The organism is Lachnotalea glycerini, assembly GCF_003201285.1.
In the GTDB taxonomy this organism is placed as follows: Bacteria; Bacillota; Clostridia; order Lachnospirales; family Lachnospiraceae; genus Lachnotalea; species Lachnotalea glycerini.
Window position 1 is genome coordinate 855273 of record NZ_QICS01000001.1, and the last position, 24258, is coordinate 879530.

At 33.9% G+C, this 24258-nt stretch carries 27 protein-coding genes; 3 read left to right on the forward strand and 24 right to left on the reverse strand.

The annotated features are described in order from the left end of the window. Window positions 1-126: 126 nt before the first annotated feature. From C8E03_RS03560 to C8E03_RS03650, 19 genes are all read right to left on the reverse strand, one after another. The gene (locus C8E03_RS03560) at window positions 127-1380 is read right to left on the reverse strand and encodes an HD-GYP domain-containing protein (protein ID WP_110290302.1); all 1254 of its coding nucleotides are present in this window, start codon (window positions 1378-1380) and stop codon (window positions 127-129) included. Window positions 1381-1544: 164 nt separating this feature from the next. Beyond that, complete coding sequence (locus C8E03_RS03565) at window positions 1545-2189, reverse strand: flavin reductase (RefSeq protein ID WP_110290303.1); 645 nt, start codon at window positions 2187-2189, stop codon at window positions 1545-1547. Window positions 2190-2226: 37 nt separating this feature from the next. Then, window positions 2227-2610, reverse strand: a complete 384-nt coding sequence (locus C8E03_RS03570; protein WP_110290304.1) for a desulfoferrodoxin family protein — start codon at window positions 2608-2610, stop codon at window positions 2227-2229. Between the two features lie 133 nt (window positions 2611-2743). Next, window positions 2744-2899 (reverse strand): rubredoxin, encoded by a 156-nt coding sequence (rd, locus tag C8E03_RS03575; protein WP_094378661.1) that lies wholly within the window; start codon window positions 2897-2899, stop codon window positions 2744-2746. Window positions 2900-3034: 135 nt separating this feature from the next. Further along, a complete protein-coding gene (locus C8E03_RS03580) occupies window positions 3035-3292 on the reverse strand; it encodes a TfoX/Sxy family protein (RefSeq protein WP_094378662.1) in 258 nt (85 codons plus the stop codon). A gap of 29 nt (window positions 3293-3321) precedes the next feature. After that, window positions 3322-4176, reverse strand: a complete 855-nt coding sequence (gene pgeF, locus C8E03_RS03585) for a peptidoglycan editing factor PgeF (protein ID WP_110290305.1) — start codon at window positions 4174-4176, stop codon at window positions 3322-3324. Between the two features lies 1 nt (window position 4177). After that, window positions 4178-4546, reverse strand: coding sequence for a YraN family protein (locus C8E03_RS03590; protein ID WP_094378666.1), 369 nt, complete (start codon window positions 4544-4546; stop codon window positions 4178-4180). Window positions 4547-4570: 24 nt separating this feature from the next. Next, the gene (locus C8E03_RS03595; RefSeq protein ID WP_094378669.1) at window positions 4571-4876 is read right to left on the reverse strand and encodes an EscU/YscU/HrcU family type III secretion system export apparatus switch protein; all 306 of its coding nucleotides are present in this window, start codon (window positions 4874-4876) and stop codon (window positions 4571-4573) included. 4 nt (window positions 4877-4880) lie between these two features. Further along, a complete protein-coding gene (gene fliK / locus C8E03_RS03600; RefSeq protein ID WP_110290306.1) occupies window positions 4881-6770 on the reverse strand; it encodes a flagellar hook-length control protein FliK in 1890 nt (629 codons plus the stop codon). Between the two features lie 12 nt (window positions 6771-6782). Beyond that, window positions 6783-7541 (reverse strand): ribonuclease HII, encoded by a 759-nt coding sequence (locus tag C8E03_RS03605; protein ID WP_094378672.1) that lies wholly within the window; start codon window positions 7539-7541, stop codon window positions 6783-6785. Between the two features lie 8 nt (window positions 7542-7549). Further along, the gene (gene lepB / locus C8E03_RS03610; RefSeq protein ID WP_094378718.1) at window positions 7550-8119 is read right to left on the reverse strand and encodes a signal peptidase I; all 570 of its coding nucleotides are present in this window, start codon (window positions 8117-8119) and stop codon (window positions 7550-7552) included. Between the two features lie 50 nt (window positions 8120-8169). After that, window positions 8170-9018, reverse strand: coding sequence for a ribosome biogenesis GTPase YlqF (gene ylqF, locus C8E03_RS03615; protein ID WP_110290307.1), 849 nt, complete (start codon window positions 9016-9018; stop codon window positions 8170-8172). 71 nt (window positions 9019-9089) lie between these two features. After that, complete coding sequence (gene lepB, locus C8E03_RS03620) at window positions 9090-9662, reverse strand: signal peptidase I (RefSeq protein WP_094378676.1); 573 nt, start codon at window positions 9660-9662, stop codon at window positions 9090-9092. Between the two features lie 193 nt (window positions 9663-9855). Then, the gene (gene rplS, locus C8E03_RS03625) at window positions 9856-10203 is read right to left on the reverse strand and encodes a 50S ribosomal protein L19 (protein ID WP_094378678.1); all 348 of its coding nucleotides are present in this window, start codon (window positions 10201-10203) and stop codon (window positions 9856-9858) included. 166 nt (window positions 10204-10369) lie between these two features. Continuing rightward, window positions 10370-11005, reverse strand: coding sequence for an ABC transporter ATP-binding protein (locus C8E03_RS03630; RefSeq protein ID WP_094378680.1), 636 nt, complete (start codon window positions 11003-11005; stop codon window positions 10370-10372). A gap of 2 nt (window positions 11006-11007) precedes the next feature. Continuing rightward, a complete protein-coding gene (locus C8E03_RS03635) occupies window positions 11008-11610 on the reverse strand; it encodes a hypothetical protein (RefSeq protein WP_146212296.1) in 603 nt (200 codons plus the stop codon). 259 nt (window positions 11611-11869) lie between these two features. After that, window positions 11870-12670 carry a hypothetical protein gene (locus tag C8E03_RS03640; RefSeq protein ID WP_094378684.1) on the reverse strand — a complete coding sequence of 267 codons (801 nt, stop codon included), beginning with the start codon at window positions 12668-12670 and terminating at the stop codon, window positions 11870-11872. Beyond that, window positions 12667-13761: a hypothetical protein gene (locus tag C8E03_RS03645; RefSeq protein ID WP_094378685.1), complete on the reverse strand. Its 1095-nt coding sequence runs from the start codon at window positions 13759-13761 to the stop codon at window positions 12667-12669. The genes C8E03_RS03640 and C8E03_RS03645 overlap by 4 nt, the downstream gene beginning before the upstream one ends. Window positions 13762-13827: 66 nt before the next feature. Continuing rightward, window positions 13828-14235, reverse strand: coding sequence for a hypothetical protein (locus tag C8E03_RS03650; RefSeq protein ID WP_110290308.1), 408 nt, complete (start codon window positions 14233-14235; stop codon window positions 13828-13830). 242 nt (window positions 14236-14477) lie between these two features. On the opposite strand from C8E03_RS03650, the gene C8E03_RS03655 reads away from it, so the two are divergent. Genes C8E03_RS03655 through C8E03_RS03665 form a run of 3 tightly spaced genes read left to right on the forward strand, consistent with a single transcriptional unit; the run spans window position 14478 to window position 16715 of the window. Beyond that, on the forward strand, window positions 14478-14864 hold the full coding sequence (locus C8E03_RS03655; protein ID WP_094378689.1) for a BlaI/MecI/CopY family transcriptional regulator: 387 nt from the start codon (window positions 14478-14480) through the stop codon (window positions 14862-14864). Next, entirely contained in the window at window positions 14851-16245 is a 1395-nt protein-coding gene (locus tag C8E03_RS03660; protein ID WP_094378691.1) for a M56 family metallopeptidase, read from the forward strand. Before C8E03_RS03655 ends, C8E03_RS03660 begins: the two co-directional genes overlap by 14 nt. Window positions 16246-16298: 53 nt before the next feature. Then, the gene (locus C8E03_RS03665; protein ID WP_094378692.1) at window positions 16299-16715 is read left to right on the forward strand and encodes a hypothetical protein; all 417 of its coding nucleotides are present in this window, start codon (window positions 16299-16301) and stop codon (window positions 16713-16715) included. 187 nt (window positions 16716-16902) lie between these two features. On the opposite strand, the gene C8E03_RS03670 is transcribed toward C8E03_RS03665, so the two are convergent. From C8E03_RS03670 to C8E03_RS03695, 5 genes are all read right to left on the reverse strand, one after another. After that, entirely contained in the window at window positions 16903-17871 is a 969-nt protein-coding gene (locus C8E03_RS03670) for an ABC transporter ATP-binding protein (protein ID WP_094378694.1), read from the reverse strand. Next, complete coding sequence (locus C8E03_RS03675; RefSeq protein ID WP_110290309.1) at window positions 17871-19034, reverse strand: ABC transporter ATP-binding protein; 1164 nt, start codon at window positions 19032-19034, stop codon at window positions 17871-17873. Before C8E03_RS03675 ends, C8E03_RS03670 begins: the two co-directional genes overlap by 1 nt. Window positions 19035-19067: 33 nt before the next feature. Continuing rightward, the gene (locus C8E03_RS22370) at window positions 19068-20798 is read right to left on the reverse strand and encodes an ABC transporter permease (protein ID WP_242993359.1); all 1731 of its coding nucleotides are present in this window, start codon (window positions 20796-20798) and stop codon (window positions 19068-19070) included. A gap of 13 nt (window positions 20799-20811) precedes the next feature. Beyond that, complete coding sequence (locus tag C8E03_RS03690; protein ID WP_094378700.1) at window positions 20812-21798, reverse strand: ABC transporter permease; 987 nt, start codon at window positions 21796-21798, stop codon at window positions 20812-20814. Between the two features lie 123 nt (window positions 21799-21921). Continuing rightward, window positions 21922-24258, reverse strand: a complete 2337-nt coding sequence (locus tag C8E03_RS03695; RefSeq protein WP_110290310.1) for an ABC transporter substrate-binding protein — start codon at window positions 24256-24258, stop codon at window positions 21922-21924.

Sequence of the window (24258 nt, forward strand, 5' to 3'; positions counted from 1 at the left end):
CGCCGAATGCAGTCACATGTTCCACTTGCATTCGTGCGCATTGTGTTTTTATATTATAGGAATTAATACTTTTATAAGTTATCACAACAGGTGTTTACATACTGCAAAGCACTACATTTATTTTATTCAGCATTGTAAAAATGACTCATAATGCCTTGCTGCTTCTACCTGCGATTGTTCTCTAAGCTCATTGATCATTTGCATATTATCTATGAGAACCGAAACAACATTTTCTGCAAGTGCTCCATTTTGAACCATACCATTTAATACTTTAACCGCATGGCTCTCATCCATACCTTTACGATAAGGACGATCCTCTGTTATGGCAGTAAAAACATCTGCAACTGCCATAATTCTTGAACCTAATGACAGCTTGTCTCCCTTTATATGAAACGGATAACCTTTCCCATCAATTCGTTCATGATGGTAGGCTGCCCATTCCTTAATTTCTTGTAATTCTGGAATAGAGTCTAACAGTTGATATGTATAATAGGTATGAGATCGCACTTGGTTAAATTCATCATCACTCAACTTCCCTTGTTTTTCTAATATTTCATTGTCAATTGCCAGTTTCCCCAAATCATGCAAGTATCCTGCAACAAGCATCATTTTACATTCCTTAGCTGGAAAATCAAATAAGATTGCTAATTGCTTCGCTATATTTGCAACCCCTGCTGAATGCCGCGCTGTAAAACGACTTCTAAAGTCAATGATATAAGAAAAAATTTGGGTCAGTTCTAACAAATCATCCAGACTCAACATTTGAATATCAAAATTGCTGACATCGACCTTATTTACCGGATAACCAGCCTTTAAATCAAACCATATATATTCTTCTATGCTTAGTTCTTCAAATGCCTCAACAATAGCAGGTACGTACATTGTATTGCTTCTTTCTTTAATATATTCTGCAATACGCGGAATTTGTGATAAAATATTCACGTCAGGCTTAATCATTGTACAAACCCGGTCTGCTAAGTGTATAATATGACTTCCAAAGGGAACCCTTTCACCATAAAATTCACTTCCTTTTCCATCGTTCCATGCCAGATGGTGAAATTTAATTATCAGAGCCGCACTTTTCATTGGCTCAAATTCTTGCAAAAGTTTGGCTCCAATAAATGCATGATTATTAACAAGCATAGGCTCTCTTTCTATAATTTCCAATCTCTCGTTTCTTGAAAGTGCCCCAATGTCATGGACTAAACCAGCAAGAAATGTATCTCTTTGCTCATTCTTTGACATATTTAATTTTTCACATAATCTATACGATAAATAGGCCACCTGCTGCTGATGATTCGATAGCAGTGGCGAAATTAAATCCTGTGCATCTGAAATACTTTTCAAAAGTGCAAATAAACTAATATTAATTATGTCCAATAAAACCTCTCCAATCTTGTAAATTTATTAAACACTTACTTATGTACTTAGTATTTTTCTATCATAACTCATAATTTGTCGTACGTAAACAAATAATTGGAATAAATATCCTTATTATATAAAAATGGTGTAAAACAACTTTTTGCTTTACACCATTAATTTTACTATTGTTTTTTAAAAACTGACTTAGGCTGTTTACATATTGGACATATATAATCATCAGGCAAGTCTTCAAATGGAATGTCTCCATTATATTCATAGTTACATATACTGCAAACATATTTATCAGTCTTATTCTCTTTTATTCTTTCAGTCGCAATATAGGTTGGCGCATTTTGGGGACTTTTGCCTTTAATCACATTATGATAATAGGAATATGTCATACTATCATCTTCTGAAAGAACATCTGCATCCATGACCTTACCAAGAAAAACGGTATGTGTATCCGTTTCCATCTTATTAATGACATCGCAAACCAAATATGCACATCCATCTGTAACAATTGGCATATTACTAAATACATCATATTTTACGGAATCAAATTTGTTGACTTTCTTCCCTGATTGGAATCCAAATGTCCCAATAATGGAAGGATTGGATTTAACTCCTAAAATAGAAATTGCAAATCTACCTGATTTTTCTATACACTTATTTGTATAATTGTCATGGTGGATACTAATTGCTATTGTAGCAGGTTCTGCCGTTATTTGCATTGCACAATTAGCCGTACATCCTGTCGGCCTTTCTTCATCCCATGTAGTAATAATATAAACTCCATAAGATAAATTATTAAATGCATTTATATTCATAATTTCTCCTAAGCATTTATTATTAATGCTTTGTCATTTATATATCCTTCTTCCATAATCCATGAAGGTTACAAAACTCATACGCTGCCACTGCTTTTTCACCATTTAATGAAAATTCAGCTCTTGGCTTATCATCGGAAGTTAAATATTTTATCTGATATCCCTTATCAGTTTCTAGATAAATCCATTGTATAAAGTGCTCTGGTACCATTGGATGTTCTACACTTCCCACTTCCACAGTAATTAGGTCACCATCTGCTGTTACAACCGGCACATGCTTCTCTGTTGCTGCATCCACTGTATTTGGTTTAATTTGTGTCATTGTCTCACCACAACAAGATACTGGTGCTCCCGATTCATTTATCATGGTAATAATATTACCACAATGCTTACATACAAAAAACTTAGGTTCTTTTTTCATAGACATTACCTCCATATTTTATTAAGTGTATGAAATAGTCGTAGTTAAGTCTGAAATACAGCTTTATATCAACATGGATATGTTCTGTTTCGAACATACCCATATAAATTCTACAACGATTATTCTATTACAACTAAATTTCGGTAAATGCATCTTTGCCTAAACCACAAACAGGGCAAACCCAATCATCCGGAATATCTTCCCATGCAGTACCTGGAGCAATTCCACCATCTGGATCACCAACTTCTGGATCATATACATAACTACAAGGACATTCATATTTGCTCATACGTAACACCTCCATAATTAAATTATTTTCATATGCTAAAAGCATGTTTTATTATAACATATAACATAGAAAATAGATATGTTTTTTAAAAATTTTTAATATTTCAGTTTCAACTAGAAGATTTTTAAATAGATACTATGCTTTAAACTGATTGTAAAATTCTTTTAATTCCTCTTTTTTATCGATAGACAGTTGAGTCTTTTTTATTCCTTGAATTGCTCCCTCTAATGCATATAGTCTGTGAATACATGCAGATGCATCAATTGCTTTGATTTTCAACCAGGCTTGCTTGCTTCCAATATTCCTTAATTGCTCCGGGGTTGTTATTCCAACCTCATTTAGCTGTGCTTCTACCATACCGCCTATATTGGGTAATTTTGATAAATATCCCACATTACTCATCTCCTTAGATAAAAAATTATTTATTTTAATCCAATAAAAGCCGCCAGATTTCCTCTCATTCCATGTGATGCTCTATGTGAAAAGAGCAGCTTTGGATTACAACAAGTACAAACATTTGTTACAGAAATATTATTTTCCTTTATTCCCGCATCCAACAAGACATATTGGTTTGCTTTCCATAAATCAAGTTGATACTTATCATTTGTTTTTCTATCACACATATTATATACCTGCTCTAACGTAAAGCTTTTTTTAAATTCTTCAATTATATCTTCACTCACTTCATAACAATCCTTACAGATCGAAGGACCTATTGCTGCAATCACATCTTCTGGTTTTGTTCCATAATGCATGTGCATTTCCTCTAATGTTTTTTTACCTATTTTATTAACAGTACCTCTCCATCCGGAATGACTGGAACCGATTGCACAATGAACAGGATCTACAAAAAGCAACGGTACACAATCTGCGTAAAAAGTTACCAACGTAACTCCTTTTTCATTCGTGATAAACCCGTCAATATCAGTGTAGTCACGCTCCCATGTCAGTCCTTTGCCTCTGTCACGATTCGTCACTACTCTAATATTGGTTGTATGCGTCTGCATAGAAAGCACTAGACTATCATACTCTATATTCATGGCTCTTGTAATTCTTCTATAGTTTTCAAAGACGTTCTCAATATCATCACCTCTTGTAAAGCTTAGGTTCATAGAGCTTAAATGTTCTCTGCTGACACCCCCAAGCCTTGTGGAAAATCCATGCACTACAAGATTCGTTGCCTCAATATTTTCAAAATAGAAATATGGTACCTCCAGATTCTCCTTTAATTCAATATCCTTTCTATCATTCTTTCTAGTATAATCAATTTTATTCATTTTATAAAGCCTTCCCATCATTACAATATTCAAATGCATTCTCATACAGCCTTATTTCATTACCTAATATGGCTACTACATCAAAGCAACAGGAGATATCCGTTGAATACCCATTTTTCATCATATAATACAAAGCACTCCTGCTGATTAGCCTCTGTTTCTTGCAATTTACCGCCTCTTCTGGATTTCCTGCTCTTTTATCACTTCTATATTTTACCTCTATAAATCTTAAGTATCCGTCCTTTTTAGCTATAATATCTATTTCTCCCATCTTACAGCGAAAATTACGTTCTATAATCTCAAAGCCTTCTGCCTGCAAATATAATAGTGCAATACATTCATAGCTATCCCCTAAGCTTCTTTTATTCACAGCTTCCTCCGTTTGACCTATTTCTTATTGTTCCAAATCTAATTTACGCTTTAATCGATCCATATCATCAACAAAGGTTAAAATTTCTGCTACCACCTCATAAAGCTCCGGTGGAATCATATCACCAATTGAAAGTGTAGAAAGAGACTTCGATAACTTTTCATCCTGATGAATTGGAATCTTTTCCTCTTTCGCCGTTCCAATAATTTTGTCTGCTAAGTAACCCTTGCCTGACGCTATCACTCTTGGCGCATTATCCTCTGGATCATATTGCAAGGCGACGGCCGTCTTATTCATATCAGGCTTCTTTTTATTTGTTTTGTTATCCATCTTATCACGCCCTTACGTCGAATGCATATCTCTTTAACGAAGTAACTACTTGATCCTTTTCCAAAAAATCTTCTACAAATTCCTGTTCCTTTTCCAATTTACCTACTTGCGCACTGGCATGATAGCCTTTTTCTTCTAATCGTTTGATTAAGCTATCCAAATTATTTTCTATGATTTCTATCGATTGATTATTCTTTAATGAAAATTTTGCACTGACATTCTTTCCTGACATGTTTATATAAATATCTGTTGTTCCCAACACTTCCATATCAAGATGCAGCAATACGCTTAAATTTCCATCCTGCTTTTCTAAATTCTTCTTATTTGTATACACATACAAATCACTGTGCGCTTCTTCATTCGAAAATTGAATTGGAATTTGCAGATAGGTGAAATTCTGATTAATCTGTTCCATAAAGCTTAAATTGCTTCTTATATTTGACACATCTTTAAACGCACTGGAATTTTCTTTTCCCACTGACTCTAATATTGATGTAAGCTGCCTTGTTTGCTCTTCCATCTGCTGATACAAGCTTTCCATTTTATTAGGAGTCTTTAAATTCTCTGGCTCTACCAGCCATTGCTGCTTAATTTCCTGTCTTAAAATTTCTGTATATTCTTTACTACTAAATAAACTTTCTGCCTTTAAAGCATTACTAGGATTAGATAACAGGTCTTTTACCATATTCAACAATTCCTTACTGGCTAGTTTTCCTTCTTTCACCTGTTCTATCTGCTGCTCATCAGCTCCAATACCTTTTAGTGTTTCAGAAAACTTCAAACGTTCTTCCTTACCTAATACAGTTTCTAATAGCTGCCCTTTCTGATTTATATCCCTCTGACTTTGAATCTCATCGCCTTTTATCAAGTCCATTTCTGTGATGCTTCTTTGAGTATCTGGTGTATCTTGCACCTTAGCATCGACAGATATCTCACTTTTAAATGGGTCTTGAATACCCTTTCCCATATCTGTATTATCTTGTTTTAAAGCAGTATAAATCTCTTGGGTCTGTACTTTTTCCTCGTTTATTTTAATTTCCTCTTGTAAACTCGGTTCTGTTTGCATATTAGAATTTATTACAGCCTGCTTGGGGCTAATTTCTTGTGCTATCTGGTTTGAGATATCATTCTGTTTAGAACTGTATTGCTCCAATGGTATTTCAATTGACTGTTTTGGGTTATTTGTTTGAATATTTATCGTACTGCTATGATTTAGTATATCAATCACCTTATGATTTATTAGAATAGCTGTATTTTTATCTTCTCCTGACATCTCATTTAAGAGCTTGGATAAATTATTTGCTATATTGTCTATATCCTTTACAATTCTATGTTCGTAATTCTTATAATTATCAAATTGTGTGATATTTTCTTTCGTTGTTTCTATACCCAACTTACTCATTTTTACAATAGTAGCTGTATCAGCATCCGGGTTCATAGCAAGTTGTCTCAGCATACTGGTAAGTGACTGCTTATCAAGCGATAATCCCTCTTTCAGTATATTGCTGACCATATCCATATTACGATCCGTTATTGGTATATTCGCTTCCTGTAAAGCCTTTTGAAGCACTGGATTCGGATTAAGTGATACATCGGCTGGCTTTATTTGTATCTGTGTGCCTGTATTTTCTTTCACCTCAAACATAAGTTTTTGACCAATATTTAAATTTATGTCCGCTTCCATTTTTGCGCTGATTACCTGTCCATTATCCAAGCCAATTAAAACCTGTGTTCCCTTAACATCTAAAATTTCACCCTGAAATATCTTTCCAGTTCCAAGGCCGGATGTATCACTCAACTGTGCTAACGCCTTTCCTGTCTGTACTGTTGCCTCACCCGTCACACCTTTTGATGTATTCTGTTGATTTGTTATATTAGAATAGCCAATTTCCATAAACTCATCCCCTTAGATAAAGTTCTTAATAAACGTACTTCTATGTATCGGTGATGCTCCAAACTGTTTCAATGCTTCTATATGAACTGCGGTACCATAGCCTTTATTTTCTCTGAACGAATATTGTGGAATTAATTCATCATATTCTTTCATCAACCTATCTCTTGTCACCTTCGCAATAATACTTGCAGCAGCAATTGATATGCTCTTTGCATCTCCCTTAATAATGGGTACTTGCCTAATCGTAACTTCTGGTATTGTTACTGCATCATTTAATAATATATCGGGTAAAACTGACAGACTCTTAATAGCTATTCTCATCGCTTCATAAGTTGCCTGTAATATATTAATTTCATCAATTCTTTGCGGGCCTACCATTCCAATACCTGCTGCTATTGCTTTTTCCATAATAATATCATACAATTCTTCTCTTTTTTTTTCGCTTAACTTTTTTGAATCGTTGATATATAAAATATCACAATTTTTTGGAAGTATCACAGCACCTGCCACAACCGGTCCTGCTAAAGGTCCTCTTCCCACCTCATCGATTCCACATATGTATTGATATTCACCATACTCCCGTTCATAATGCTTCATCGCTTCGATTCTGTTCTTTTCAGTCTCTTGCTTGACTAACACACTCTGATATTTTTTTCTAATACTCACTACACCATTTCTTAAATCATCTTCGTATTCTTTTATTAATACAGGCAGCATATGAATATCTGCTGCCTGAAATTCTTCTTTTATTTGGTTTATCTTCTTTTCCATAATATCACCTACTGATGCTTTAAAACTCCAAATTTATTGAGTGGCCATATTCTAACCCAAGCTCGCCCGATAATATCTTCCCTCTTAATATTCCCAACATCTGGCTCTCTGCTATCCGCACTGGCATTTCGATTATCACCCATTACAAAATACTCATCATCACCAAGAATAATTGGTTCACTGGCTCGTCCTGAGGATTCTATTCTTTCTCTTCCATAGGTTTCCTCTAATACTTCACCATTAATTAGTATATCACCGTCTATAATCTGTACGGTTTCACCCGGCAAGCCTATAATTCTCTTGATATAATAAGTATCCTTTTGATACTGAAAAGGAAATACTATAATATCAAATCTCTTTGGATTTGAAAAACGGTATGTAATTTTATCTACTATCAGATTGTCCTTATCGCTAAGTGTACTTTCCATTGATGAACCGCTTACCATTGTCCGTTGTCCTACAAACGTTACAATCAACCCGGCAAGCGCAAGTACTACCCCCATATAGATTAATAATTCAACCAATTCTCTCACCATGCTTTTGTTTTCTTCGTCACCCTTATTACGTTTAATCTCCATACTGTTACCTGTACCTTTCTTATGTCGCATTTACTCCCTTAAATATAATATTACGATTTGTCTGGAAATTCAAGAGTAATTCGTCCTAACTTACCATTTCTAAAATCATCAATAATTAAGTTAGCTGCTTTCACAAGGTCAGGTTCATTTCCTTTTAATTTACATTGCTTGCTTTCTGCTACATTTTGTAAGGCAAACGCACTATTTTCAATTTCCGGAATTGTATATTTTTCTTCCATGAGTCCTTTATAATGATTATTTAAAAATTTAATTAGTTCAAGAGCTAATTCTTCAACATTTAATATCTCGTCTTTAATCGAACCGATAAGTGCCAATTTTAACCCTACAAGCTGATCTTCAAATTTAGGCCAAAGGATGCCAGGTGTGTCCAAAAGCTCTACATTTTTATTTAGCTTAATCCATTGCTTCCCTTTTGTAACTCCAGGCTTATTTCCCGTTTTGGCACAAGCCTTGCCGGCGAAAGTATTAATAAAGGTTGATTTCCCTACGTTAGGAATTCCTACTACCATAGCGCGAATCGGTCTATTTAATATTCCACGTTTTCTGTCTCTTTCAATTTTTTCCTTACACGCATCTTGAACAACTGAATTCACATTTTTTATTCCATTTCCATTTTTGGAATTTACTTTAACCACATAAAACCCCTTATCTTCAAAGTATTTCTTCCACTCTTCGTTTCCTTTTTCACTTGCTAAATCAGACTTGTTTAATAATATAAGCCTTGCTTTATTTTTGCCCAAATCATCTATATCAGGATTACGACTGCTCAAAGGTATTCTGGCATCAACAAGCTCAATGATTAAATCAATCAGCTTAATATTCTCCTGCATCATCCTCTTTGCTTTCGTCATATGTCCCGGGTACCACTGAAAATGCATCTTTTTGTCCTCCATATGCGCTACGATCTAAAACAATAGATATGAAAGGATTCATATCTATCAAATCATTTTTATTCAATAAATCCAATTTTATCACTCGGTGCGATTCTAAACCAAGCCTTTCCTGCAATATCATTTATATTAACATTGCCTATTTCGGCAAATCTACTGTCTTCACTATTATTTCTATTGTCTCCTAATACAAAATATTCATCACTTCCAAGCGTAATAGGGTTACTGGCCAAGCCTGGATTGCTTATATTATCTGTTCCAATATTTTCTTCAAGAATTTCACCATCTATATAAATTTTACCATCAATAATTTGTATTGTTTCTCCAGGTAAACCGATTACTCTTTTTATATAATAATGAAGCTTCTCATTTCCATTCGGTTTAAAAACAATAATATCATTTCTATCTGGTGAGCCCAGTTCATAAACAAACTTATTAATAATAACTACATCATTATTTTCTAGCGTTGGTGACATTGATTCACCTATAATGCTTGTCTTTTCTCCTATAAAATGCACTAATACAAATGCGATTATAAGAACAACCGTAATATCGAAAATCCATATAAAAATTTCCCTTAAAAGTGAAGCACTTACTTTCTTTTTTCTCTTATAAAAATGAAGTTCACCCATTCTCTCATCTTCCTTATTTACCCACTATAAAATACTGGCTCCCGGCCTATATTCACATAATAGCTTTCATTGCACAATTTACTCCCTGTAGTGTAATAATAATTCAAGAAAAATAATACCTTTCTTTTTTCTTTTTTTGAAAAAGGGACAATATACGTTAAGTACTTGTCCCTATCAGGTTTAAACTCAGATATTATTTAACTAATTCTTTTACCTTTGCTCTCTTACCAACGCGATCTCTTAAGTAATAAAGCTTTGCTCTTCTAACTTTACCATTTCTGACTACTTCAACCTTTTCAACAAATGGTGAATGTAATGGCCATGTCTTTTCAACGCCGATTCCATTAGAATTCTTTCTTACTGTAAAAGTAGCTCTTGAACTTCCACCTTGCTTCTTTAAAACAGTTCCTTCAAAAACCTGAATTCTTTCACGGGTTCCTTCTTTAATCTTAGCATGTACTCTAACTGTATCACCAACATTAAATTGTGGTACTTCCTTTTTTAACTGTTCTGCCTCAATATTCTTGATAATTTCGTTCACTTGTGTGACCTCCTTAATATTTGGATGTTCTTAATACGTTCTCGTAACAGAGGACCATCTATTTTCTCTCACAACGATATATTCTAGCATAATAGGTACTTTTTTGCAAGTATTAAGTGATAAAGAATCTATATTTCAAATATCTTATTTTTGAGAATTTATTTTATTATAATTTATTTAATGATCCATTCTCTATTTCATACACTTCGTCACAAAGTATATTAATATCTTCTTTATTGTGACTTGCCAAAAGAATCGTTTTTCCCTCTTCTTTCAGATTTAAAATTAACGACCGTATCTCTACTACCCCTTTTTTATCCAGACCATTCATTGGTTCATCCAAGATTAAAATATCGGGATTTTCCATAATTGCCTGTGCTATGGCCAAACGTTGTTTCATACCTAAAGAATATTTTTCAACTCTTTTTCTATCCTTTTCATCTAATCCTACTAGTTTTAAAATATCGTACATATGACTTTTATTTGGCTTATGATTAATATTATATAAATATTCTAAATTCTTAAATCCGCTTTTATTCTTTAAAAATGCAGGTTCTTCAATAATAATACCGATATTATCTGTGCTAAATTTTAAATGACCTTGTTTTTTTCCCATTATATATATATTGCCCTTGTCCGGCTTTATAAAACCACATATACACTTAAATAAAACAGTTTTACCCGAACCATTATAGCCTACAAAACCATATATTTTACCAGAATGACAACTAAGTGTGAGATCATTTAGCACCTTTTTTTCTTTAAACGATTTATGTAATTGTTCAATTACAATTGTATTCATTTTTACTCCTCTCCATACCAATTGAACTCCATTTTATGAATTCTATAAATTATGAATATACTTAATAATACATTTAAAATGATTAGTCTGACTATGATTGTGTTCCAGTCTGGTGATTGGACTGTATTGTATGTATTTCCGATTTTATAAATTTTTATCCATTCGGTAGGAATTACTTCAACTAGCAAACGTTGTATTTGAATATCAGCTTCTTCAATCATAATGGGGAAAATTGAAAACATAATTGTGATTATTATTGCCACTAATCGTGAAAAGCATATCGAAATCAAATACATAAGTAATCCAATTGTCATAACAATAAGGCTAATTATTAATATTACTTTCCCCAAAACACATAATGGAACTTTGTTATCATTTATTAATTGATACGAAATAGGAAATTCTTCTTCATAAATCTCCCCTGCATCTGTTAAAGCAAGAGTATACAATACTTTACCCCATCCCTTTTCATAATGTAAATTTTTAGCTAATGCCAAAAAACTCAACAAAATAATAACAAATACATATGAAAATGAGCTTAGTACAATTTTACCTATCTGAATAAATCCCCATTTTGTTTTACCATAACGAATTTGCTGATACATTTGCCATCTTTCTAAAAAAGGTACCTTGGAAAAAAGATAAATAGAGCCTAGTAAAAATATTAAATCAAAATAAACTGAAGAAAAAAGAAATATAACTACCCACGGAGTAACCTTATATTTAGCTGCTATTGAAAAATTTATTACTGGTGTTAGATATATATGGATTAATATTATTAAAAGAAAAAATAAGCTCCATACTCTACCATTATAGAAATAATTACAATACTCTCTTATTTGATTTTTAATATGGAGCCAAAATTTATTCACAATGTATTCTCCTTTTCAATCTTTTATATATAATAACCGTTAAAAGAACACAAAAGGCAAAAGTAATAGCAAATGCATATAAGAAAGACAATAAGTCGTTATTAAAAATATTATATCGTCCCGAAAAAATAATATCAAAATCTAACATATATGATCCTGAAAAAAGTGTCCATGAATACTGTGAAATTAAATAATAAGCTATTATTGGTATTGACCAAACTAAAAGCTTATTACTTAAAAATAAGGAAACACATGCTGATAATAATGCTAATATAGCAGTTAATAATCCAAATTGAAAAGCAAATAGCAATGAATATATAAAATAATGCCCTGTTAGTATTATACTATGAAAACTTCCACTTCGAATCGCCGCTAAGTACACACTGTTGTTAAGCTCTGTCCATGGTATAAAAAATTTTAATAAAAGAACAAAAATACAAACCCCTATTACCATAGTTCCTATAGCTGATACCACAATGGACATTGTCTTACTTATACAGTAGGAAAGTAGATTTCCTCTAGCCACTAATTGCTTAATATATCCGTTTTCAAGATCCTCACAAAAACACCCTGCATAAGGTATCGAACAAAAGAACATTACAAACACATATCTTATATTATATGCACTCCACCAAAGAAGAAATATAATCGTATTTTCCTTAATCTTACCATTACTGCTTAAACTTGACCAAATCAAAATAATAGCTACACTTATAATGCTAATTAAAAACTTAAATGATAATATTGCTCTTTTTAAATCTATTTTAAAGTAATTTAGTACTTTTATATTCATACAATTTCTTCTCCAGTTATTGCATTGATAAAGGTATCCCCTTCACTCTCTGTTAGATTATCCTTGATTGTAAACTGCCAAGTTGGTAATATATCATAGGTTCCATTATCATTTTTAATAGGTCTAAAATATAGTTCAGCCTTTGTTACTTCATAAGTTGAATCTGATAGCAACATTTCATACTTGTCTAGAATATGATTAGCAATTTCTTCAAATGGTAAAAGATTAATATATTCATTACTTACTTGAAAATCAAATAAGCCTTCAATATCTATTAACTTAACTCCTTCTTTTGTATATAAAATTTTAATTGGTGCATTTTGTTCCGATACTTTTTCAAATACATCCTCAATTGGATATTGGACAATACAATTTTGTAATTCTTGATGAGCTATAAAAAAATATCCATTATCGTCTTCACTCCAATTCGGTTTATAAGCAGAAATATCTTCTTTTCCATCCTTACCCATTGCATATTCTTCTTGTTTTAAAGTTTTATAATCAAGAGAATAGCAAGTATAATTTCCATCTATATCATAACCTATTTCATTCATTGTATTAATCATTTTCGTCCATATTTCTTCTTTACTAGCAAAATCGAAATCTAAATCAGTTGAGTAAAGGTTCGCGTTATAATCATCATCATATTCACTAAAAGAATGACTATAATAAATATGCTCAGGTGTTAAATAAATAAGTGAATCTGATGATATACTTAAATCTTCATAGTTACTGCTTTGATAAGAAACGAAGTTATCACCATCTATGTTATGTTCTTCTTTACTTGCAGTCTCTTTGTCCTTAAATAATATTTCAAATGCCTTATCATAATCTATTTTTTGCAAAGTACCCGTTGTATAATACAATCCCGTTTCTAGAATCTTTTGATTAAATATTATCTCCGTTTGAAAAGTGATATTTTCTCCTACTTTATTATAAGATTCCGGTATCTGATATGGTTCTCTCTCCTCTTGCACAGCTTCAGATACATCTTGCGATTTTCTTTCATTTATTTGATTTGAAGCTTTATTGGAACATGCAGTAAGAGAAATTAAAAAAATTAAAATTAAATAAATTTTCTTCTTTTTCATACAAAACCTTTCTATATTCTTTATATATAGATACTGGCACTAAGGTGCCAGTATCTATATGGTTTATTATGGTGTATAGTTACCAGTACTTTTTACTGTACCAGTTTTTGAATAACCATAACTCGTTTGCATATAATAGTACTTACCGCCTGGTGCATAATCATCTTTATATTTACCATCACGAGTTTCACCTATTCCATTTTCAACATATATTTCATTTGATTCTGCACTTCCACTCTTTTGTTTAGAAAAAGCAAAAAAAGCAGCATTATTAGTATTAAAAGTATATGGTGTTACATAAAAGTATTTATCTCCATCCGTATTTTTTGTTACTTTTTTTGACAAATTGTCTTGGTTAGTAGCTGACTTGTTTACCGTTATAGTATATGGTACTGTATCTGCATAAATCGGTATCGATACTGTCAAAAGCATTCCCAAAACGCCACAACCCAAAATCATTTTTTTTAATCTCATAAAATTTCCCTCCTTAATTTGAATACTATAAACATTTATTTTATAGCTTGTATTTTTTACCTACTTTTCAAACTTAATATAACATTTTATGTCTAATTTAGTCAATGACTATATAAGTATTCGTCTTCAAATTTAGTTTTTTCAATAAATAATATACCTACTCTAACAAAATAGTTGACTATTCCAATTGAATATGCGATAACTATAGTATAATTACATCTCATTAATTAAGGAGGAGATTTATGTCAAAATCAAAATTAATACCATTAACTAACAGCGAATACGAGGTTATGAAAATCGTCTGGGAAAGTGACCATGATATTACGCTTCAAGAAGTTCTTGCCCTTTGTGCAACCAAATATCAAAAAATTTGGAAACGAACTACTGTTGCTACATTTTTAGCGCATATTATAGAAAAGGGTGTTGCAACTTCTTATCGTAAAGGCAGATATTTTTATTATAAGCCTACCATCAGTGAAGATGAATATAAGAAGCTTGAGACAGGTAACATGATCAATTTTTGGTATGACGGTTCTGCTTCCAACCTTGTTGCATCACTATGTAAGCAAGAATTAATATCAAAAGAGGAATTGCTGAATATACAAAAGCTAATAGATGACATGGATTAGTTTTTTAGAATTTTATCTAATAAGTACTTCCTTTGGTGGCACACTTGTAGTGTGCATGTGGTGCATATTTAATAATTTGTTCAGCAAGATAATATCAACAAACGGTACCTACCTGATTTTCAGAGCAATCATATTCTTTTATTTTATACCTATTGTGTACTTTGAAAGACTTTATGATGTGTTCACAGATGAAGAACTTTTTAGTGCGGTACCTACAATCGGATTAATAAATCCGACCATAAGCAATGCTTTAGCTTTGCCGTTTGTCATATGGTTGACGGGATTTATCATTACATTTGGATATTGCATTTATACGCATTTATCTTTTTATTTTAAAGTTTTAAGATATAATGCATTAGTAATTGATAAATCTATCTTAGAGATTGAACGTACTATCAGTAGACACCTCAATCTAAGAAGATCATTACCTATTTATTATAATGATAACATTTCTTCACCTATGTTAGCTGGAGTACTGTTTCCCAGAATATTACTTCCAAGCTGGTTTCCTCTGGAAGATTTGGCGATCATGCTTTATCATGAACATATTCATTATAAACAACATGATTTGCTATTCAAAAAATTAGGTAGTATCATACTCTGCATTCATTGGTTTAATCCTTTTGTCTACAGACTGAATAAATTAATCAATGAATGGTGTGAATTTAACTGTGATAACCTGTGCTGTACAGCTCACAATTTCTTTCGCCCTAAGGAGTATGCTACTACGCTCCTTAAAATAGCTACGGCTCCGCGTATGTATTTTAGCTTACACTATTCTGCATTTTCAGAAAAGACTTCTCAGTTGGAGCCTAGAATTAGAAGAATTGTAGCACAGCAAAAAGTATATAAATATACACGGTCATCTGCTACCATGATAAGCCTTATATTTTTTATCTTAGGCACCTATACAGTACATATAGCAGGTAATGAGGCGTTAAACTATTATTACGATTGGTATTACAATACTTCAACCTATATTGAAGAAGTACCAATATCACTTCCAGACAAACCATTGATTCCACAATCTACTGATAAAGTGGACTCAAATACAGATGTTTTTCATGATGCGCCAAGTGTAAGCTCTAATACTGATGACATTACTTCATATTACTGGAAAGTAAAAAAGAACAATGGAATTAATTGTATGAAGGTGAATTGTAAAAAGGGACAAGTTCTTGTTGTTACCCATTATATGATTCAACAAGCAATTCCTTTGCATCATGGTGTTATCGATATGGAGGGTAACATCCATTACGTGGATGGCTCAACTTACATAGCGTTTCAATATTCGATACCAGAAGATGGAGAATATATGATTTTTACTCAGAATCCAAATGAGGGAGATGTAAATCTAAACGGCAGCTACTATTTAAAATAGCTACTGCTAGATAACAAGATTTAACATAAAATAATTAATAAAGGAGAATTTATATGAAAAAAAATACTTTAATCACAGCTTTACTAATCGCTTCAACCATTACATTTATGCCAATGCATTCCTATGCATCCTCAACGGCATTCAATCCTGGCAGTGGCTCTGCACAAGAGCTTTATCAATTAAACAGTAAGGATACCAGTATTTATTGGCGTATTCCATCAAAGACTGCATACACCAAATATGTATCTTGCAAGGCAGGACAAACCTTAGGTGTAGGAGTAACACTCGCTGACAGTAGTGCAAAAGCACGAATTGGTGTTATTGATCCTGATGGAACCTATCATACTAAAAGCATCGAAGGCTTTGGGTTTTTTCAGTATGAAATTTCCAGCTCTGGCACCTATGAAATCTATTGCAAGAATAACGATTCTTACGACTTTGATGTAGTTGTTAATTATTCGTTAAATTAATATTTGAAAATATTATTATAATTTATTTATAATTTCATCCAATACAGTTATTCTAACAAATAGACCACTACATTTAATCTTATAGTGGTCTATTTTGCTTATATGATATATATTTTTACCTATCCTTGAAAAGCATTATTTTAAACAGCATTCTATATTCAATCTTCTTAATGCTTCACCAAACCCATTAATTAAATAAATGGCATTTTACCATATGACCATTTCCCATTTCCTTTACATCCGGAACTTTTGTCTTACATATCTCCATACATTGATTGCATCTTGTATGGAATTTACATCCCTCTGGTGGATTTGCAGGCGATGGAATACTACCCTTTAATACAATCCTCTCAATCTTCGCATTGGGGTCTGGTATCGGTATTGCACTAAACAAAGCCTTTGTATATGGATGCAGAGGATTAGAAAATATATCCTCTGTAGAACCCGTTTCTACCAATCCACCCAGGTACATAACGCCCACCGTATCACAGATATGCTCTACTACAGATAAGTCATGTGAGATAAAAAGATAGGTCAATCCATATTCCTTTTGCAAATCTTCCAATAAGTTAATTATTTGAGCTTGAATGGATACGTCTAATGCAGATACTGGCTCATCGCATACAATAAATTCTGGATCAAGTGCTAATGCCCTGGCAATACAGATTCTTTGACGTTGACCACCCGAAAATTCATGAGGATAGCGATCCTTATGATAAGGCTGCAGCCCACAGGAAGCCATAATTTTGTTTAAATGCTCTTCATGTTCTTCTTTCGGAACCAAATTATGCTCTTTCACTGCCTCCCCAATAATTTCTCCGATCGGAAGTCTTGGTGATAAGCTCGAATATGGATCTTGAAAAATAATCTGCATTTTTGTTCGTAGATTTCGTAATTCTTTCTTATTTAAACTATATACTTCTTTACCATTAAATAACACTTCTCCATCCGTTTTATCCATTAATCTTAATATCGTTCTTCCTGTTGTTGATTTTCCGCAGCCGGATTCTCCAACCAGTCCCATTGTAGTTCCTCTTTGAATAGTAAAGCTTACATCATCCACTGCCTTAACAGCTCCTTGATTATTACGTAATGGTCCATTTTTAATAGGAAAATACTTTTTTAGATGCTTTACCTCTAAAATATAATCTGTCATTATTGATTTTCCCCCTTATCATTCACATAACGATAGCAACTTATAAAATGTGTTGGAGATAATTGAATCTGCTCTGGATAAGCTCCATTACAATCCGAAATACTCATTTCACAACGCTCTTTAAAATAACAATAATCCGGCATATTAACTGGATTAGGTACCTTACCAGGAATACTGTACAAGCGGTCTACTTTCTTACCCACTGCCGGTTTACTATTCATAAGCCCAATGGTATATGGATGACTTGGATTTGAGAAAATTTCTTCCGCTGTTCCTTTTTCAACAATGCGTCCGGCATACATCACAACCACAATATCAGCCATCTCAGCAATTACACCTAAATCATGAGTAATCAACATGATGCTGCTATTCATTCGGTTTTTTAAGTCTCTTAATATATCAAGTATCTGAGCCTGAATTGTTACGTCAAGTGCCGTAGTAGGCTCATCTGCAATTATCAACTCAGGGTCACATGCAAGTCCCATGGCAATCATTACACGCTGGCGCATACCCCCCGAAAGCTCATGAGGATACATTTTATAGACTCCTTCGCTGTTTGCAATACCAACTAGCTTTAGCATTTCAATACTGCGCTTTCTAATATCCTCTTTATTCATATCCGGATAATGTAGCTGTATTACTTCATCTATTTGTAAACCAATTCGAAAAACCGGATTTAAACTTGTCATTGGTTCTTGAAAAATCATAGATAATTTATTTCCACGTAGCTTTTGCATCTCAGAAGTAGGCATTTTCGTTACATCTACTACCTCTTTTCCTGTATTAAAACGAATCGCACCTGCTACTATCTGCCCCTGTGGTCTTTGCACAAGCTGCATTAAGGACAGGCTCGTAACAGACTTGCCACATCCCGACTCTCCTACCACTCCTACCGTCTTTCCCTTTGGTATATCAAAGGATACTCCGTTTACAGATTTTACTACTCCTACATCAGAGAAAAAATAGGTATGTAAATTATCAAACTCAACAACATTTTCTGAATTCTTCATTTGTGTAATGTATTCTTCTCTTGGAATAACCTTACGATTTTTCTTTTTCTCATATTCATCGGTAATTCTACGGTTCTCTTTGGAAATTTTTCTTGATTCTCTTGCAGTTATATAATTAGCACCCTCAGTGCTGCTTTTCTTAAATATACCCATAATCAACCTCCTTAAGTTCGAATTCAGGCTCTTCTAGCGCTTCATTTTAGGGTCAAATGCATCTCTAAGACCATCACCAATAAAATTAAAGCCTAATACAGTAATTAATATTAGAAAGCCTGCCGGTATCCATATGAACCAGAAGTTAGTCATTACATAAATATCATTCACCGCATTTACTATATTGCCCCATGATGCATAGGGATATTTTACTCCTAAGCCAAAGAAGCTTAAGGTTGCTTCCATCAAGATTACATTACCAAGTCCCATTGTAGCCATTACAATAATCTGTGGAATTACATTAGGAATTAAATGTTTAAATATTCTTTTTGAGGTACGAAGCCCTGTTGCCTCAGTTGCTATCATAAATTCCTGCTCACGAAGTGACAATATTTGTCCACGAACCATTCGCGCAACCTGAGGCCAACTTAAGAGTCCCAATATAATACATAGGAAATAGATTCGTATGCTCGGATTAATCTTCAAAAAATCCATAATTGCACCAAGAATAATATATAATGGCATTGCCGGAATACAATTGAATACATCTACAATTCTCATAAACAAGCTATCGATCCATCCGCCAAAATAGCCTGCAATACCTCCAATGATAATTCCCAGAACAATTTCCAATATAACTACGACAAAACCAATTAATAAGGAAATCCGTCCGCCATACATCAGTCTCGTCATTACATCCATACCATTACCATCCGTACCCAACCAATGCTGCCAAGACGGGGACTCGTAGGTATTGTTGACCTGTGTACTTAATTCTCTTTTAAGTGTATACTGTTCATTATTGCGCTGAATTAAATATTGCTCTGTTTCATTCTTCTCATTTATATAGTCGAGTGTTGTTTCATTTTTCTTAATTGCTTCCTCTACTGCCATTTTAAAATCCAGATTTAAAAAAACATCAGAAGCAATAGGATTAATACTATACTGAGAAATGGCAGCATATTCCTGATCATTTAAATAAAATATGTTAGACTTATCATCAGTTTTTAATGTATAGTCCACACCATCTGCCTGAAACGAAGTCTCATTTGCAGCTAATGCCTTTTGCGCTGCAACTTTAAATGCAGAGCTTAACTTTGTATCCTGACTATATGTGCTGAAAATCATCGTTGTTACCGTAGATACTTCCTGTGCAACGGAAATCACATTCATCTTTCCATCTTGTGTCACTACATAGGACGTACCCTCAAATTCAAATGACTGCTCTTTCTTTTCGATTGCCTGAGAACAGACCTCCTTTAACTCATCAGTAAATTCAATTGTACTGGTTTGATTAAAGGAACTGATTCCCTTAACTGTTATAACCTTGGCAGCCTCATTTAGTTTAACAATTCGAAATAGATTTTCTGTTTCTTTTATAATTGTATAGGTCACATTTCCAGAAGTAAAAGAAGTTTCCCCTTTATTGATTGCCAATATCATATCAGCCTTTGCAAGGGCAGGAAATTCCTGATCTGGTGCATCTGAATACTGATATTCTTTGTTTAAGCTAACACCCGCATAATCCTTCAGCGCTGTTTCATAGGTACGAAAAACCTCTCGCTCTCCATAAGGAGATACAATTCCTCCAACAAAAGCAAACACAAACATTGCTACAATAATAATTAATCCTACCAGTGCAAGACGGTTCCTTAGAAATCTCTTTGTAACCAACATTCCAGGAGATAATACCTTGACTCTTTGTTCATCATCTAGCGCAATCGCCTTAATATGTATTTTATTATCTCTATCTATCCTAGCCATAGTACCCTCCTTTCTAATTAACTCTAACGCGTGGATCAACCACTGCATATAATACATCTGCAATAACGGTACCAAGCAGGGTCAAAAATGCCAAAAATACCATATAAAACATTGTAAATGGTATATCACCCTGTACCATAGACTGATAAGAGGTATAACCGATTCCGGGAATCTGAAAAATTGTTTCGGTAACCATTGCCCCCGCAAATAAGTTTGGAATAGAGCTTCCCAGTAATGTTACGATTGGAATTAAGGTATTACGAAATGCGTGATAATTCACTACCCTTTTTTCTGTAAGCCCCTTTGCTCTTGCTGTTCTGATAAAATCGGCATTTAATACTTCAAGCATATTCGTTCTGGTATATCGCATCAGACTACCCATACTGATAATAGTTAGTGTGATAACCGGCAGTACAAAGTGCTTTGCAACATCCAGAAATTGCCCGAATGGACTTAATTGCTCATGCATTCTGCCTACAACACCAAATAAATCAAACCATCCTAATTTGACTGAAAATATATATTTTAATAACGTTGCTAAGAAGAAACTTGGAATCGAAATCCCCATCAAGGCAATAACAGTAACCGCATAGTCTGTCTTACTATACTGCTTTCTGGCCGATATAATACCTAATGGTATCGCTATTACAACCTCAAGTATAAAAGACGCCATGCCAAGTGCAAAAGAATGCCATATTACCTTACCAAACTTTACGGTAACCGGGACGTTCCAATACCATGAATCACCAAAATCACAAACAATTGCCTTACTTAACCACTTTCCATAGCCTTGAATAACTCCTACATCCAATCCATATGCTTCATTTAATTGTGTAATCCACTCATCATAACTTTTTGCTCCCGGCTGTGTCGATAACGCTCTTGCTTGAGTTTCAACATAGCTAGACGGCATACAGCGCATAATACCATAGATAATAAAAGAAACAAAAAATAAGATTACGATACTTTGTAACAGTCTTTTCGTTATAAATTTCCTCATCTAAATCTCTCCTGATTTTCATTCTTTGTGTTAACAACACCAATTCAGACATGACTTTCATGTTCAAATTGGTGCAGTTAACAAAAAAGTTAACTGCACCTCATTGGCATTCCAATGTTTTGGTTAATTCATTTCAATATTCTGAATACCTTGATACCATTCGTAGTAAGTGGAGATATCCGGTGTAATCGTATCGACATTTACTCGCTCTGCACTAAAAATGACACAATTTTTTCTCTGGTAAATTGGGACTTCCACTGCCCAGTCAAGTACAATATCAAGACACTGTTTGTATATTGCTTTACGATAAGTCTGGTCATCACTTGATCTTGCAGCCAGAATCAACTCATCTAACTGTGCGTCATCAAGTGTATATCGATTGTCTTTTCCAGCTCCGTTTCCTGGAATGTTATTACTATGGTATACCTGATACATATCCGGATCTTTGTCCGCCTGCCATGCAGCTACCCATAATTCCTGACTTCCGCCATCCAAGGTAGTCCATAACTGACTTGTATCTGCAAAATCTGTAATCGCAAGAGTAATTCCAATTTCTTCTAAAGCTGCTTTTGCATCCGTTAATACCGCAAAGGCAGGATGATCTCCTGTGCCATCTGCTCCAATTAAAATTTCATATTCTAACTTAGCACCTGCCGGAGCTGCAGTTACTTTACCGTTTTCTACGGTGTAGCCTGCTGCCTCCAGATATCCTAAAGCTGTCGCCTTTGCAGCTGCATATTTATCATCTGCTGTCATAGAATCCGTATAGATTGCATTGCCGTCTACATCAGTGGCAAATGCTGTCTTATAATCAGAATCAGATTTTTGTGGTGCTGCCCATGAGGTGTTCGAGATTGGATATTGGATTACACTTGCAGCATCTCCATAATAAGAGTCAATTGCAACATCACGATATACTGCAATAATTGTTGCAAGTGCCTTTCTTAAATCCTTTGATGCATCTGAGCCTAGCTCTCCACCCACATTTACGTTTTTCGCATTGATTCCGATGTAGCCGTAGCCACGGTTATCTACAGCGTTTAAGATTATCTTATCTCCTTGAAGCTCACCATTGCTGTTTTCTTTTTTAATTTGTTCATAGTTCGTTTTACTTCCTGTTGGATCTGTTATATCAATGGTGCCTTGAATGACACCGGATATTTTATCCGCTTCGGTTGCTTCCTTAAACTGAACATATTTAGTCTTTGGCGCTCCTAAGTAATAGTTCTCATTTGCTTCATAATAAATAACTTTGTTTTCAAATTTTACAAATTTATATGGACCAGCTCCCATTGGAGTAGTTGTTTTTTCTTTTATCTTAGATAAATCTCCTCGGGTAAAACCAAATTGATTATTATCATAATCGTATAAGGATTTGTCTCCATAGTAATGCATTGGTGTACAGGCCAAATCAAAGGAATAAATAACTGTTGCATCAAATCCATTGGTCTGAACCTGAACTTCTGTATCACTAATTTTCTTAATTCCTTCAATATTAGGAACTTCCGCACCCTCACCGGCTGTTCTTTTTTGCTCAACAAGATAAGTTTCTGCCAATTTATTTACATCTTCATCAAAATTGCTTTCATCTTGTGCATAAGCTTTTCCCAAAGCCTTATAATCAGAGCCATACATATTGATAATATCAGATAGCACCTGATTTTCATCTTCAACTTTAGTCGAATCATAAGATTCATCCTTTGAATAGAAAAATGCAAATAAGTCCTTTGTCTGAGGATACTTTGATGTATATTCCGCATATGCCTCATCTCCATAAAGTGAAGCTGCCCATTCCATTTCGCTGGTAAGTGTAGGTGTAATAATCGTTTCTTTGATTTGTGTTGCCAATTCCTCCGGCATCTCACTAATGATCTTTGCTAATTCTTCAGAAGTAATTGATCCTGCGGCTGTACTGTTTGCACGGTAGTTTTTCATACCGATAATCGGTTTGGAACTAAAAGTTTCCCCACCATCATAGGAGGAATCTGATATGACATAAAGTGTAAATATTATATCATCCGCCGTTAATAATTCTCCATCACTAAACTTCACGTCATCTCGAATCTTAATATCATAAGTCGTAACATCAGAAGCCGCATCATAATCTGTTGATATATCGGCTAATCCTTTATAAGTATAATCTGTGCCATTGTAGCTTCTTGTTTCTCCCTCTATCGCATTTGCAACCAAAGCGCCTGCGCGATCATACGTACCTATCGTAGTTTGTGTTACGATCTGTGCATGTTTGTCTGACTCAGTGTTGTTAAAAAACGGGCTAAACTTTTCGCTAAATGGATTATAGCCTACTACTAATGGCGTTTCCTCTGATGTGCTCGAATTAGTACTGTTCGCATCCGTACTATCTTTGGTTTCATCATTTGCGGTATTCTTAGAACCACAGGCAGTTAACGAGGTAACTGTCATAGCTGTTGCCAGTAAAATAGATAAAAATTTCTTCAT

Excerpts from the sequence above, each read along its gene's own strand:
- C8E03_RS03565 (WP_110290303.1), bottom strand. The coding sequence starts at position 2,189 with ATGAATATAAATGCATTTAATAATTTATCTTATGGAGTTTATATTATT.
- C8E03_RS03630 (WP_094378680.1), bottom strand. The coding sequence starts at position 11,005 with ATGAATACAATTGTAATTGAACAATTACATAAATCGTTTAAAGAAAAA.
- C8E03_RS03670 (WP_094378694.1), bottom strand. The coding sequence starts at position 17,871 with ATGACAGATTATATTTTAGAGGTAAAGCATCTAAAAAAGTATTTTCCT.
- fliK (WP_110290306.1), bottom strand. The coding sequence starts at position 6,770 with ATGGAAATTGGCTATTCTAATATAACAAATCAACAGAATACATCAAAA.
- C8E03_RS03690 (WP_094378700.1), bottom strand. The coding sequence starts at position 21,798 with ATGAGGAAATTTATAACGAAAAGACTGTTACAAAGTATCGTAATCTTA.
- lepB (WP_094378718.1), bottom strand. The coding sequence starts at position 8,119 with ATGGAGATTAAACGTAATAAGGGTGACGAAGAAAACAAAAGCATGGTG.
- ylqF (WP_110290307.1), bottom strand. The coding sequence starts at position 9,018 with ATGCATTTTCAGTGGTACCCGGGACATATGACGAAAGCAAAGAGGATG.
- C8E03_RS03650 (WP_110290308.1), bottom strand. The coding sequence starts at position 14,235 with ATGAGATTAAAAAAAATGATTTTGGGTTGTGGCGTTTTGGGAATGCTT.
- C8E03_RS03655 (WP_094378689.1), top strand. The coding sequence starts at position 14,478 with ATGTCAAAATCAAAATTAATACCATTAACTAACAGCGAATACGAGGTT.
- C8E03_RS03595 (WP_094378669.1), bottom strand. The coding sequence starts at position 4,876 with ATGGATAACAAAACAAATAAAAAGAAGCCTGATATGAATAAGACGGCC.
- C8E03_RS03640 (WP_094378684.1), bottom strand. The coding sequence starts at position 12,670 with ATGAATATAAAAGTACTAAATTACTTTAAAATAGATTTAAAAAGAGCA.
- pgeF (WP_110290305.1), bottom strand. The coding sequence starts at position 4,176 with ATGAATAAAATTGATTATACTAGAAAGAATGATAGAAAGGATATTGAA.
- C8E03_RS03665 (WP_094378692.1), top strand. The coding sequence starts at position 16,299 with ATGAAAAAAAATACTTTAATCACAGCTTTACTAATCGCTTCAACCATT.
- C8E03_RS03660 (WP_094378691.1), top strand. The coding sequence starts at position 14,851 with ATGACATGGATTAGTTTTTTAGAATTTTATCTAATAAGTACTTCCTTT.
- C8E03_RS03675 (WP_110290309.1), bottom strand. The coding sequence starts at position 19,034 with ATGGGTATATTTAAGAAAAGCAGCACTGAGGGTGCTAATTATATAACT.
- C8E03_RS22370 (WP_242993359.1), bottom strand. The coding sequence starts at position 20,798 with ATGGCTAGGATAGATAGAGATAATAAAATACATATTAAGGCGATTGCG.
- lepB (WP_094378676.1), bottom strand. The coding sequence starts at position 9,662 with ATGGGTGAACTTCATTTTTATAAGAGAAAAAAGAAAGTAAGTGCTTCA.
- C8E03_RS03695 (WP_110290310.1), bottom strand. The coding sequence starts at position 24,258 with ATGAAGAAATTTTTATCTATTTTACTGGCAACAGCTATGACAGTTACC.
- rd (WP_094378661.1), bottom strand. The coding sequence starts at position 2,899 with ATGAGCAAATATGAATGTCCTTGTAGTTATGTATATGATCCAGAAGTT.
- C8E03_RS03635 (WP_146212296.1), bottom strand. The coding sequence starts at position 11,610 with ATGTATCAGCAAATTCGTTATGGTAAAACAAAATGGGGATTTATTCAG.
- C8E03_RS03645 (WP_094378685.1), bottom strand. The coding sequence starts at position 13,761 with ATGAAAAAGAAGAAAATTTATTTAATTTTAATTTTTTTAATTTCTCTT.
- C8E03_RS03605 (WP_094378672.1), bottom strand. The coding sequence starts at position 7,541 with ATGGAAAAGAAGATAAACCAAATAAAAGAAGAATTTCAGGCAGCAGAT.
- C8E03_RS03570 (WP_110290304.1), bottom strand. The coding sequence starts at position 2,610 with ATGAAAAAAGAACCTAAGTTTTTTGTATGTAAGCATTGTGGTAATATT.